The organism is Nitrobacter winogradskyi Nb-255 (genome assembly GCF_000012725.1).
GTDB classification, from domain to species: Bacteria; Pseudomonadota; Alphaproteobacteria; order Rhizobiales; family Xanthobacteraceae; genus Nitrobacter; species Nitrobacter winogradskyi.
In genome coordinates this window covers 1,491,834-1,504,523 of sequence record NC_007406.1, presented here as the reverse complement: position 1 = coordinate 1,504,523, position 12,690 = coordinate 1,491,834, and the positions used below count along the sequence as shown (strand labels likewise).

At 60.0% G+C, this 12,690-nt stretch carries 15 protein-coding genes and 1 pseudogene; all 16 read right to left on the bottom strand.

Annotated elements, in window-relative coordinates; genetic code table 11:
- Position 1 precedes the first annotated feature (1 nt).
- The 16 genes and pseudogenes from rplP to NWI_RS07030 all read right to left on the bottom strand — a co-directional run bounded on the left by rplP (position 2) and on the right by NWI_RS07030 (position 12,679).
- Positions 2-415, bottom strand: coding sequence for a 50S ribosomal protein L16 (rplP, locus tag NWI_RS07110; protein ID WP_011314646.1), 414 nt, complete (start codon positions 413-415; stop codon positions 2-4).
- Between the two features lie 79 nt (positions 416-494).
- The gene (gene rpsC, locus NWI_RS07105; RefSeq protein WP_011314645.1) at positions 495-1,190 is read right to left on the bottom strand and encodes a 30S ribosomal protein S3; all 696 of its coding nucleotides are present in this window, start codon (positions 1,188-1,190) and stop codon (positions 495-497) included.
- Positions 1,191-1,208: 18 nt separating this feature from the next.
- The gene (rplV, locus tag NWI_RS07100) at positions 1,209-1,595 is read right to left on the bottom strand and encodes a 50S ribosomal protein L22 (protein ID WP_009797133.1); all 387 of its coding nucleotides are present in this window, start codon (positions 1,593-1,595) and stop codon (positions 1,209-1,211) included.
- Positions 1,596-1,605: 10 nt separating this feature from the next.
- A complete protein-coding gene (rpsS, locus tag NWI_RS07095; protein ID WP_009797134.1) occupies positions 1,606-1,884 on the bottom strand; it encodes a 30S ribosomal protein S19 in 279 nt (92 codons plus the stop codon).
- A gap of 15 nt (positions 1,885-1,899) precedes the next feature.
- A complete protein-coding gene (gene rplB / locus NWI_RS07090; RefSeq protein ID WP_011314644.1) occupies positions 1,900-2,733 on the bottom strand; it encodes a 50S ribosomal protein L2 in 834 nt (277 codons plus the stop codon).
- A gap of 28 nt (positions 2,734-2,761) precedes the next feature.
- Positions 2,762-3,058 (bottom strand): 50S ribosomal protein L23, encoded by a 297-nt coding sequence (locus NWI_RS07085; protein ID WP_011314643.1) that lies wholly within the window; start codon positions 3,056-3,058, stop codon positions 2,762-2,764.
- Positions 3,055-3,675, bottom strand: coding sequence for a 50S ribosomal protein L4 (rplD, locus tag NWI_RS07080; RefSeq protein WP_011314642.1), 621 nt, complete (start codon positions 3,673-3,675; stop codon positions 3,055-3,057). Before rplD ends, NWI_RS07085 begins: the two co-directional genes overlap by 4 nt.
- A 1-nt stretch (position 3,676) precedes the next feature.
- Positions 3,677-4,420, bottom strand: coding sequence for a 50S ribosomal protein L3 (rplC, locus tag NWI_RS07075; RefSeq protein ID WP_011314641.1), 744 nt, complete (start codon positions 4,418-4,420; stop codon positions 3,677-3,679).
- A 101-nt stretch (positions 4,421-4,521) separates the two neighbouring features.
- Entirely contained in the window at positions 4,522-4,830 is a 309-nt protein-coding gene (rpsJ, locus tag NWI_RS07070) for a 30S ribosomal protein S10 (RefSeq protein WP_002712302.1), read from the bottom strand.
- Positions 4,831-4,931: 101 nt separating this feature from the next.
- Complete coding sequence (gene tuf, locus NWI_RS07065; RefSeq protein WP_011314640.1) at positions 4,932-6,122, bottom strand: elongation factor Tu; 1,191 nt, start codon at positions 6,120-6,122, stop codon at positions 4,932-4,934.
- Positions 6,123-6,161: 39 nt separating this feature from the next.
- Positions 6,162-8,234, bottom strand: coding sequence for an elongation factor G (fusA, locus tag NWI_RS07060; RefSeq protein WP_011314639.1), 2,073 nt, complete (start codon positions 8,232-8,234; stop codon positions 6,162-6,164).
- A 32-nt stretch (positions 8,235-8,266) separates the two neighbouring features.
- Positions 8,267-8,737 (bottom strand): 30S ribosomal protein S7, encoded by a 471-nt coding sequence (rpsG, locus tag NWI_RS07055; protein WP_011314638.1) that lies wholly within the window; start codon positions 8,735-8,737, stop codon positions 8,267-8,269.
- Positions 8,738-8,752: 15 nt separating this feature from the next.
- The gene (gene rpsL, locus NWI_RS07050; protein WP_011314637.1) at positions 8,753-9,124 is read right to left on the bottom strand and encodes a 30S ribosomal protein S12; all 372 of its coding nucleotides are present in this window, start codon (positions 9,122-9,124) and stop codon (positions 8,753-8,755) included.
- Positions 9,125-10,109: 985 nt separating this feature from the next.
- A pseudogene (locus NWI_RS16870) lies at positions 10,110-10,879 on the bottom strand (IS5 family transposase).
- A gap of 762 nt (positions 10,880-11,641) precedes the next feature.
- On the bottom strand, positions 11,642-11,881 hold the full coding sequence (locus NWI_RS07035) for a hypothetical protein (RefSeq protein ID WP_011314636.1): 240 nt from the start codon (positions 11,879-11,881) through the stop codon (positions 11,642-11,644).
- A gap of 87 nt (positions 11,882-11,968) precedes the next feature.
- Complete coding sequence (locus NWI_RS07030; protein ID WP_011314635.1) at positions 11,969-12,679, bottom strand: Crp/Fnr family transcriptional regulator; 711 nt, start codon at positions 12,677-12,679, stop codon at positions 11,969-11,971.
- Positions 12,680-12,690 lie beyond the last annotated feature (11 nt).

Below are 12,690 nucleotides of genomic sequence, written 5' to 3'. Positions count from 1 at the left end.
ATTACTCCGCGATGCGCGCGACGAAGCGCGTCTTGATCGGCAGCTTGGCGGCGGCGAGCGTCAGCGCTTCCTTCGCGGTCTGCGGAGCCACGCCGTCGATCTCGAAAAGCACCCGGCCGGGCTTGACCCGCACCACCCATAATTCCGGCGCGCCCTTGCCCGAGCCCATGCGGACTTCGGCCGGCTTCTTCGATACGGGCACATCCGGGAAGACGCGGATCCAGACCCGTCCCGCGCGCTTCATGTGGCGTGTCAGCGCCCGCCGCGCCGCTTCGATCTGACGCGCCGTGATGCGCTCGGGCGCCATCGCCTTCAGGCCGAACTGGCCGAAGGCCAGTGTCGCACCCGACGACGCGACGCCGTGGATGCGGCCCTTATGCGCCTTCCGGAACTTGGTCTTCTTCGGTTGCATCATGGCTTACGCCCTCAAACCTTCTCTTTACGCATGATCCGGTCCGAAAACCGGTGACCACCTTTCGGGATCATGCTGTCGTTCATGCCGCGTCGCGGCGAGGACGGCTATCGTCGCCGGCCTGGCGTTTATCCTGAGCCATCGGGTCATGCTCAAGGATCTCGCCCTTGAATATCCAGACCTTGACGCCGCAGGTACCGAATGTCGTGAACGCCGTGGCAACACCATAATCTACGTCGGCGCGCAGCGTGTGCAGCGGCACGCGGCCTTCGCGATACCACTCCATGCGAGCGATTTCAGCGCCGCCGAGACGACCCGAGCAGTTGATCCTGATGCCTTCGGCGCCGAGACGCATCGCCGATTGCACGGCGCGCTTCATCGCGCGACGGAACGCGACGCGGCGTTCGAGCTGCTGCGCGATCGATTCGGCAACCAGGGTGGCATCAAGCTCCGGCTTGCGAATCTCGACGATGTTGAGAACCACGTCCGACGAGGTGATGTCGGCAACTCTTTTGCGCAGCTTGTCGATATCGGCGCCCTTCTTGCCGATCACGACACCGGGGCGCGCCGAATGGATCGTCACCCGGCACTTCTTATGCGGCCGCTCGATCACGATGCGGGCGACGGCTGCCTGCTTGAGCTCCTTGTGCAGGAGTTCACGGATCTTGACATCCTCGTGCAGCAGCCGGCCGTACTCGGCCTTGCCGGCGTACCAACGGGAATCCCAGGTCCGGTTGATACCCAGACGCAGCCCGATCGGATTGATCTTTTGACCCATCGTTTTCTCCCGCGCCTTTTAAGCGCTCGCCTCGGCCTCGACCTGACGCACCACGATCGTCAGCTGCGAGAACGGTTTATAAATACGGCCCGAACGGCCACGGCCGCGCGGCGCGAAACGCTTCATCACCATGCCGTTGCCGACAAACGCCTCCGATACGATCAACTCGTCGACGTCGAGGTCATGGTTGTTCTCGGCGTTGGCGATCGCCGACTCGAGGCACTTCTTGACGTCCCCCGCGATCCGCTTGCGCGAGAATTGCAGATCGGCGAGCGCCGCCGACGCCTTGCGGCCGCGGATCAGTTGCGCAACCAGGTTGAGCTTCTGCGGGCTCACCCGAAGCATCCGGGCAATCGCCTTGGCCTCATTTTCCGGGAGGCTCCGTTCGCGCTTTGGTTTGCTCATAACTTGAACCTCAAGACCTCTTGGCTTTCTTGTCGCCCGAGTGGCCATGGAACGTACGGGTCGGCGAGAACTCGCCGAACTTGTGACCGACCATCTCTTCGTTGACCGACACAGGCACGTGCTTCTGGCCGTTATAGACACCGAACACCAGCCCGACGAACTGCGGCAGAATGGTCGAGCGGCGACTCCAGATCTTGATGACGTCATGACGGCCACTCGCTCGCGCGGCATCTGCCTTCTTAAGCAGCGAGCCTTCAACAAACGGGCCTTTCCAGACTGAACGAACCATGTCCGGCTATCCTTGCTACTTCTTCCGCTTGTGGCGGCTGATGAGAATGAACTTGTTGGTCGACTTGTTGGAACGGGTCTTCTTGCCCTTGGTCGGCTTGCCCCACGGCGTCACCGGGTGACGGCCGCCGGACGTTCGGCCTTCGCCGCCGCCATGCGGATGGTCGATCGGGTTCATGACCACGCCCCGGTTGTGCGGACGGCGGCCCATCCAGCGAGTGCGGCCTGCCTTGCCGACCGAGGTGTTCATGTGATCCGGATTCGATACTGCGCCGATGGCGCCGCGGCAGCGGCCATGCACCAAGCGCTGCTCGCCCGAATTCAGACGCAGAATGACATAATCCTGATCGCGGCCGACGATCTGAGCATAGGTGCCGGCGGAACGCGCAAGCTGGCCACCCTTGCCGATCTTCATCTCGACGTTGTGCACGATCGTGCCGACAGGCATGTTGCCGAGCGGCATGACATTACCCGGTTTGACGTCCACATAATTCCCGGCCACCACGGTGTCGCCGACAGCCATACGCTGCGGCGCAAGGATATAGGCCTGCTCACCGTCCTGATACTTGATCAGCGCGATGAACGCGGTGCGGTTCGGATCATATTCGAGCCGTTCAACAACCGCCGGCACGTCCGTCTTGCCGCGCTTGAAATCGACGTTGCGATAGGCTTGCTTGTGGCCGCCGCCACGGAACCGCACGGTGATGCGCCCGGTGTTGTTGCGACCGCCCTTGCCGCGCTTGCCTTCGGTCAACGTCTTGACCGGCTTGCCCTTGTAAAGGGCCGAGCGATCGACCATCACCAACTGGCGCTGGCCCGGCGTGGTGGGATTGTAAGTCTTCAGTGCCATAATCTGTCGCCTTAAAGCCGTTTCCGCCTCAGAGACCCGTGGTCACGTCGATGCGATGGCCCTCTTCGAGGGTCACAACCGCACGCTTGTTGTCCGAGTGTGAACCCAGACGGCCTCGGAAAACCTTGGTCTTGCCCTTGCGCACCAGCGTGTTCACGCTTTTGACCTTGACGTCGAACAGCTTCTCGACCGCTTCCTTGATTTGCGGCTTGGTCGCCTTGCGAGCCACCTTGAACACAACCTTGTTGTACTCGGAGGCCATCGTCGCCTTTTCGGTGATCACCGGAGCGACGATCACGTCGTAATGGTTCGCGTCGATCGTCATTTGAAACGCGCCTCCAACGCATCAACCGCCGCCTTGGTCAACACCAGCTTCTGACGGCGCAGAATGTCGTAGACGTTGATGCCCTGGATCGGCAGCACGTCGATGTTCGGAATGTTGCGCGCGGCGGTTGCGAACCCGGCATGAACCTGCGCGCCATCGATGATCAGCGCACTGGTCAGACCGAGGCTCGAAAAATGCCCCATCAGAGCCTTGGTCTTGGCCTCTTTCAGCTCGACGCTGTCGATAACGATCAAACCGCCATCCTTGGCCTTCGCCGAAAGCGCATGGCGCAGCGCCAGCGCGCGCACCTTCTTGGGCAGATCATGCGCATGACTGCGAACGACCGGCCCAAACGCACGGCCGCCGCCTCGGAACTGGGGCGCGCGGGCCGAGCCGTGACGGGCGTTGCCCGTGCCCTTCTGCTTGAACAGCTTCTTGCCGGTGCGCCAGATTTCCGCGCGTCCCTTGGTCTTGTGGGTGCCCGCCTGACTCTTGGCAAGCTGCCAGTTCACGCAACGCTGAATGAGATCCTTGCGAGGCTCGAGCCCGAAGATTCCGTCCGACAGATGAACCGAACCCGCAGCCTTGCCTTCGAGGGTGGTAACGTTCAGTTCCATGTTATGCCCCCTCCTTCTCGGCCGGGGTATCCGCAGGAGCCTTGTCCTCGTCCACAGCCTGCGCATCGCCCACGACCTTGAACTTGCCTGGTTTCGGCGCTTCCTTGGGCAACGGCTTCTTCACCGCGTCGCGTACCGCGATCCAGCCGCCCTTGGAGCCCGGAACGGCACCCTCGACCAGGATCAGGCCGCGCTCCACGTCGGTCTGCACCACGCGCAGGTTTAGAGTCGTGATGCGGTCGACACCCATGTGGCCCGGCATCTTCTTGTTCTTGAAGGTCTTGCCCGGATCCTGACGGCCGCCGGTCGAACCGATCGAACGATGCGAGATCGACACGCCATGGGTGGCGCGCAGACCGCCGAAATTCCAGCGTTTCATGCCGCCGGCGTAACCCTTACCCACCGACGTTCCGGTGACATCGACGAACTGGCCGACCACGAAATGGTCCGCCTGAATTTCCGCACCGACCGGAATCAGCGAATCCTCCGACACGCGGAATTCAGCGACCTTGCGCTTTGGCGCCACCTTGGCGACCGCGAATTGTCCGCGCTCCGCCTTGGGCATGTAGACCGTCTTGCGCGCACCCGAGCCAAGCTGCAATGCGACGTAGCCGTTCTTCTCGCTGGTCCGGTGTCCCAACACCTGACAATTGCTCAGCTTCAGCACGGTCACAGGGATGTGCTCGCCGGCCTCTGTAAAGACCCGCGTCATCCCGACCTTTTGTGCGATCACTCCGGAGCGCATCCTCGTGCTTCCTGTTCTTTCTGTCCGTTAACGACCGGACTGTTCCAAAACTTCGTTCTGACTTTCCGCGTGTCCCGATCCGAAAACGGCGGGCCGCCTCGTCAGAGCTTGATCTCCACGTCGACGCCCGCAGCCAGATCAAGCTTCATCAAGGCATCGACTGTCTGAGGCGTTGGATCGACGATATCGAGAAGGCGCTTGTGAGTCCGCATCTCGAACTGCTCGCGGCTCTTCTTGTCGACATGCGGCGAACGGTTGACCGTAAACTTCTCGATTCGCGTCGGCAGCGGTATGGGTCCGCGGACCTGCGCGCCGGTGCGTTTCGCGGTGTTCACGATCTCGCGGGTCGACGTATCAAGGATCCGATGATCGAACGCCTTGAGACGGATGCGGATATTCTGGCCGTTCATTGCCGTGTCTCTCTTTGAAAAGCGAATAGTGAGTAGTGAGTAGCGAATAGCGAAATAGAAGGTGTTCTATTCGCCACTCGCTATTCGCAATTCCCTTGTCCTTACTCGATGATGCTGGCGACGACGCCTGCGCCGACGGTACGACCGCCCTCGCGGATGGCGAAGCGCAGCTTCTCCTCCATGGCGATCGGCACGATCAGATGCACCTCCATCGCGACATTGTCGCCCGGCATCACCATCTCGGTGCCGGCCGGAAGATGCACCACCCCGGTCACATCCGTTGTGCGGAAATAGAACTGCGGCCGATAGTTGGTGAAAAACGGCGTGTGACGGCCACCTTCCTCCTTGGTCAGGATGTAGGCTTCCGCCTTGAACTTGGTGTGCGGCTTCACGGAGCCCGGCTTGCACAAAACCTGACCGCGCTCCACGTCCTCGCGCTTGGTGCCGCGCAACAGCGCTCCGATGTTGTCGCCCGCCTGCCCCTGATCGAGAAGCTTGCGGAACATCTCCACGCCCGTCACCGTCGTCTTCTGCGTCTCGCGGATGCCGACGATCTCGATTTCCTCGCCGACCTTGACAATACCGCGCTCAACTCGTCCCGTCACAACCGTACCGCGACCGGAAATCGAGAACACGTCCTCGACCGGCATCAGGAACGGCTGGTCAACCGGCCGCTCCGGCTGCGGAATGTAGGCGTCAACCGCCTTCATCAGTTCAAGCACCGCTTCCTTGCCGAGCTTGGCGTCGGAATCCTCAAGCGCCGCCAGCGCCGAGCCCTTGATGATCGGAATGTCGTCGCCGGGAAACTCGTACTTCGACAAAAGCTCCCGGACCTCCATCTCGACCAGTTCCAGAAGCTCCGGATCGTCGACCATGTCGCACTTGTTCAGAAACACCACGATCGCCGGAACGCCAACCTGGCGCGCCAGAAGAATGTGCTCGCGCGTCTGAGGCATCGGGCCGTCCGCAGCCGACACGACAAGAATCGCGCCGTCCATCTGCGCCGCGCCCGTGATCATGTTCTTCACGTAGTCGGCATGGCCCGGACAGTCGACATGCGCGTAGTGGCGGTTCGGCGTCTCATACTCGACATGCGACGTCGAGATCGTGATGCCGCGCGCCTTTTCCTCAGGAGCCTTGTCAATCTGGTCGTATGCCGTGAACGTCGCTCCGCCGGCTTCCGCAAGAACCTTCGTGATAGCCGCCGTCAATGAGGTCTTGCCATGGTCGACGTGACCGATCGTTCCAATGTTGCAATGCGGCTTGTTACGTTCAAACTTTGCTTTGGCCATTTGACTCTCCGTTCAGTCGTCGACTGTCGCCAGCGACAATCAGGCAAACTTTTTCTGGACTTCCGCCGACACATTCGCCGGCGCTTCCGCGTAATGATCGAATTGCATCGTAAAGGTCGCGCGCCCCTGACTCATCGAGCGCAGATTGTTCACGTAGCCGAACATGTTCATGAGCGGCACCATCGCGTTGATGACGTTGGCGTTGCCGCGCATGTCCTGACCCTGGATCTGGCCGCGCCGCGAATTGAGATCGCCGATGACCGATCCGGTATAGTCTTCCGGCGTCACCACTTCGACTTTCATGATCGGCTCCAGCAGCACCGACTTGCCCTTCTGCAGAGCTTCACGGAAGCAGGCGCGCGTCGCGATTTCGAATGCCAGCGCCGATGAGTCGACGTCATGGAACTTGCCGTCGATCAGCTGCACCTTGACGTCGACAACAGGGAAGCCAGCGACCACGCCCGAACTGAGCACGCTCTCGATGCCCTTCTCCACGCCGGGGATGTATTCCTTCGGCACGGCACCGCCGACGATCTTCGACTCGAACTCGTAGCCTTTGCCGGGCTCGCTCGGCTCGACGATCAGCGTCACCGCCGCAAACTGGCCGGTGCCGCCCGTCTGCTTCTTGTGGGTGTAGCTGTGCTCGACACGCTTGGTGACGCGCTCGCGGAACGCCACCTGCGGCGCGCCGATATTGGCGTCGACCTTGTAGGTGCGCTTGAGAATATCGACCTTGATGTCAAGATGGAGCTCGCCCATGCCCTTGAGGATGGTCTGGCCGGACTCCTGGTCGGTCGAGACGCGAAAGGATGGATCTTCGGCCGCAAGCTTCGCCAGCGCGATACCCAGCTTTTCCTGGTCCGCCTTGGACTTCGGCTCGATCGCGATCTCGATGACCGGATCAGGAAACTCCATCTTTTCGAGAATCACCTGATGAGCGGGATCGCACAGCGTGTCGCCGGTGCGCGCTTCCTTCAGGCCGGCCAGCGCAACGATGTCGCCGGCATAGGCCTCCTTGATGTCTTCACGATTGTTCGCATGCATCAGCAACATCCGGCCGATGCGCTCTTTCTTTTCGCGCGTCGAATTGACGACGCCGGTGCCGCTCTGAAGAATGCCCGAATAGATGCGGCAGAACGTGATCGTCCCGACGAATGGGTCGTCCATGATCTTGAACGCCAGCAGCGACATCGGCTCCTTGTCGTCGGCGTGACGGACAACTTCGTTGCCTTTGTCGTCAACGCCCTTGATAGCCGGAACGTCGAGCGGCGACGGCAGATAGGCGACCACGGCATCGAGCAGCGGCTGGACGCCCTTGTTCTTGAATGCCGTGCCGCACAGCACCGGATAGAAAGCGCCGGTCAGCACCGCCTTGCGGATCAGCTTCTTCAGCGTGGCTTCGTCGGGCTCGGCGCCGTCGAGATAAGCGGCCATGGCGTCGTCATCGAGTTCGACGGCGGCCTCCACCAGCTTCTCGCGATACTCCTTTGCCTTGTCGGCAAGGTCAGCCGGGATGTCTACGATGTCGTACATCGCGCCCAGCGCTTCGTTGTTCCAGACCAGCGCCTTCATGCGGACGAGGTCGACCATGCCCTTAAAGTTGCTTTCCGAGCCAATCGGCAACTGCAGCGCAACAGGGCGCGCACCGAGACGATCGACGATGTCAGCGAGACACTTGTAGAAGTCGGCGCCGGTCTTATCCATCTTGTTGCAGAAGACGATGCGCGGCACCTTGTACTTGTCGCCCTGACGCCAGACCGTTTCGGTCTGCGGCTCGACTCCCTGGTTGGAATCGAGCACGCATACGGCGCCGTCGAGCACACGCAAGGAGCGCTCCACCTCGATGGTGAAGTCGACGTGACCCGGAGTGTCGATGATGTTCAGCCGCTTGCCGTCCCAGAACGCGGTGGTCGCAGCCGAGGTGATGGTGATGCCGCGCTCCTGCTCCTGCGTCATCCAGTCCATCGTCGCCGCACCTTCGTGCACTTCGCCGATCTTGTGGCTCTTGCCGGTGTAATAAAGGATACGCTCGGTCGTCGTCGTCTTGCCGGCGTCGATATGCGCCATGATACCGAAGTTACGGTAATCCTCGATGGCATGTTGGCGGGGCATGGAGCTGTCCTTAAATTCCTGTTGTGTCGCCGTTACCAGCGATAGTGCGAGAACGCACGGTTGGCTTCCGCCATCTTGTGCACGTCTTCCCGCTTCTTGACCGCACTGCCCCGATTGTTCGACGCGTCGAGCAGTTCAGCCGAAAGCCGCTCCGTCATCGTCTTTTCATTGCGCCCCCGCGCAGCTGTGATCAGCCAGCGAATGCCCAGCGCCTGACGGCGGGTAGAGCGAACTTCCACCGGCACCTGATAGGTGGCGCCGCCAACGCGGCGGGACCGCACCTCGATGGTCGGCATCACGTTCTCGAGCGCCTGCTCGAAAACAGTCAACGGACCCTGCTTGGTCTTGGCCTCGATCAGGTCGAGCGCGCCGTAGACGATGCTTTCGGCGACTGACTTCTTTCCCGCATACATGATCGAGTTCATGAACTTCGTAATGACGACGTTTCCGAACTTCGGGTCGGGCAACACTTCACGCTTTTCGGCAGAATGGCGACGTGACATCGTTTCTGTTCCCGCTTACTTCGGACGTTTCGCGCCGTACTTCGAACGGCGCTGCTTGCGGTTCTTGACGCCCTGCGTGTCGAGGACGCCGCGGAGGATGTGATAGCGCACGCCCGGCAAGTCCTTCACGCGGCCGCCGCGAATCATCACCACGGAATGTTCCTGAAGGTTGTGGCCCTCACCCGGAATATAACCGATGACCTCGAAGCCATTGGTCAGGCGCACCTTGGCGACCTTGCGCAGCGCCGAATTCGGCTTCTTCGGAGTCGTGGTGTAAACACGCGTGCACACCCCGCGCTTTTGCGGCGATTGCTGCAACGCTGGCACCTTCTTGCGCGACTTTTGTAGGACGCGCGGACTTGCGATCAGCTGGTTGATCGTCGGCATCGTTCGCCTTCACCCTTATATTTACGCAAAACCCCGATCGGTTTCGCACTTCGTCCGGGGCTAACGCCCACCCGCTCGCGATGCGTGAATCGGTTCACGCAAAACGAAACCGCGCCAACCGTTCACTGCTGAGCGGAAGCGCTTCGACACCACAGAGGACCACGATCAACGCCAGCCGGAACGAACCGGCCAGCCTCCACCGAGGTCATGTATCCGAAATCAATCTCAAGAGAACTCGCTCAAGAGACGACTATCGTCCTGGCATTGCCTGGCTATTGCGGCAGCGTCTGAGCAGCATTCGTCGAGGTTGGTGCCCGTCCATCATCAAACCAGATAGAAAGGGTGGTCCGTTCCGACGCTAGCGTAGCTCACCGCCTGCCGTTAAGTGCGCGGGTTTTATCCATCGCGACTCGTCAAGTCAAGGCTGAACCGCCACACCAGAGGCACTTCTGACCGTTTCATGCGACCGGCCCTGCCTCAATCGGGTGTTGCAGAAGCGACCGCGCACCAACTGCCGGAAGCCGTTCGAAACAATGGTTTTTCGAGAGCGGGAATTGCCTCACCTCATCCGATTTTTCCGCTTCCGATTAGAATTGGAAATGAAGGTCAAGATATTGTTTTAACGCGATTTTCTAGCAAACCAGCATCCGCATCACCTGAAAACCGTCACAGGCGCGCCCGCCTCGCTCAAGGCCAGCACGGCCGGGTCCGGCCCCGCCCGATTCATCGCCGGACAGGATCCGAACAGCGCGAATCAGAGTACCACCCTGCTCGCGCGGCTATAGCGTTTTCGAGCGAAGCATATCGTCGGGCTTGACCCGAGGATGGACACCGGTCCGCGTGAAGACAGCGCGTCAAATCAGAATCATGGACCCCGATTCTGATTCTATCAGAAGCGGAAAGGCTCTAAGGTCGATTTCGGGCGGGGGCCTAATGAGGGGAACAGAATGTGGACAAGCCAAATCCATCGCGCCAAGTCCTCAGACTAGGTCATCGACTCATTAAATCGCAACCAGATGCGGATTGAGGCGAGCTTGATGGAGGTGAGGAAGTTGTCGTCACGTTTGTCATATCTGGTGGCGACGGCGCGATAGTGCTTGATTTTGTTGAAGAAGCGTTCGACCAGATTGCGCTTGCGATAGAGCCGTCTGTTGAATTGCAAGGCCGCAACGCGATTTGGCATCGGCTTCACATTGGCTCTCGCGCCGCGCGCGGCCAGCGTTTGACGCAGGGCGTTGGAGTCGTAGGCCCGGTCGGCCAGCAGCACGTCGCCGCGTTCGACGGTGTCGATCATGTCCTGCGCGCTACGCCCGTCATGGGCCTGGCCTTCGGTGATCTTGAGGACGATCGGCAGGCCGCAGGCATCCACCAGCGCGTGGATTTTGGTGGTCAGCCCGCCGCGCGAGCGACCCATGCAACGGGATCGCGTCTGTTTTTTTGACCGTTGGCCGCATGTTGATGCACGCGGATCGACGACGAATCGATCATTTGGATGTCGCCATCGTAAGCCTTTGAAATAGCCGACAGAATGCGATCCCACACGCCTGCCTTGCGCCACCGGTTGAAGCGGTTCACGCAAGTGGTGTGCGGGCCGTAGCGCGCTGGAATGTCCGCCCACGGCGCACCGGTGCGCAGCCGCCAGAAAATCCCGTTCAGCACCCGCCGATCATCCACCCGTGCAACGCCGCGCGACTTGTTCGGCAACAGCGGCTGGATCACAGACCATTCAAAATCCGTCAGATCAAAACGTGCCATTCAATCCTCCCACCTCTGGAGATTGAATCACGCATCCCGTCCAAACGGAACCCCGTTTATGGGTTCGTGACCTAGAGCGTTTTCAAGCGAAGTGGATACCGGTTCGCGTGAAGAAAACGCGTCAAATCATCATAGAGCCTCACTTCTGATTCCATCAGAAGCGGAAAAGGCTCTAGCAAGCTGGACTGGCCGAGGCAGACGGCTTGCGTCGCCCCGAGATCCGCGGTGCCGTGTAGTTGTCCGCCAATCGGCGAGAGGCTGACGAGTCATTGCCGGCATTCTCCAGCGTCTTTCCGATTCTGATCCGGACAGAATCAGAAGCGCGGCTGCATGAGCTTGATCTGACGCGCTGTCTTCACGCGAACCGATATACCCTCGGATCAACCCAAGAATTGCGTTGCTCGATAACGCTACAGGGAAGAGATGCAGAACGTCACATGCGGACGATAAGCTGAGCGGCATGACGTCGCTTCTCGATCGCGCTAGAGATTGAAATCTTGGGACGTTAAAGGCAAGCGACTACCGTCGCACCGCTTCAAACGATCAATAAATCTGCGCGGGAGCAGCCGGCCCAAGCACGACCACTGCGCGTGAAGTGAAGGAGAGCCTGAATGCCTGAGCAGAGGCTCGGAGGCGGCCACTTTAAACCACAGCCACCTGCAGCGATGCCAACGAAAGGGGGCCAACGAAGGCCCCTCCGCGATAGAAAACGATTATGTGAACCGCATGAGCGGCTCACACCATCTGTTGTTTGACGACGACTTAGTGGCCGTGGCCGTTCTTTGCTTCGCGATGAGCCAACTCGCTCAGCAGCTTCTGAGCCAGAAGATCCTGCCCTACCTGATCGACCGGAAACGTGGTGGCGTTGCCAAGATGGCCGATGGTCGCGCTTTTGGCGCCCAGCGATCCCGAACCGGCATGGATCACCTTGCCATCGGAAGTGTATGAACCATCGATCTGCTTACCCAGGGATTCATCGTAAAAAGAGATGTGTCGCGGCATCGGTGCGCTCCTCTATTATTTTTTGAATTTCTTTGTGTACCGATGGAAACAGCGACGGTATAGCCAACTAGTTTACATAGCCGTTTTTTATTTGGTGAAAGAGCCGGGCAACAGCCTGTCGTACTCTCGCCGGACCGCGCGGTAGCATTCGCAGGATGTGCGCTCCAAAAGTTTACGGTCCAGTACGGTAATGATGCCGCGGCTATATGTGAGAACCTGCTGTTGCTGAAACTTCTGCAACTCGGCGTTAACGGCCACGCGACTGACCACGAGCATTTCGGCCAGGAATTGCTGAGTGAGTCGAAGTTCGTCGCCATCGACGCGATCGTGAGACTTCAACAGCCATCGCGCGCAGCGCTGGAGAAGCGTATGACTGGCGTTGCACGCAACGGACTGCATCACCTGCGCAAGGAACGCCCGCGAGTAGGCGTTGAGCTTGCGCCGAAACACCGGCAGGCGCGCTTGCAACTCCTGAAAATCCTGAAACGCAATTCGGATGCTGTCACCGGACACCTGGACGACGGCGCGATGCATGGATTGATCATCACCCATGATCGCTCCGACATTGATCATGCCCTCCCGTCCCGTGGTTGACGTCTCGGCTGTCTTGTCGACCTTGAGCGGAGCAACGTTGGAGATGATCGCCGTTTCGGGAAAGTACACATAATCGAACGGGCCGCGCGGCTCGTACAGCACGCGATCCAGTGGAAGCTTGACAAACTCACACAGCTTCTGAACTTCGATCCATTCCGTGTCCGGTATGCTCGCCAGAAGGCTGTTCTTTGGCCCGTGCACCATGGTCCCACGAT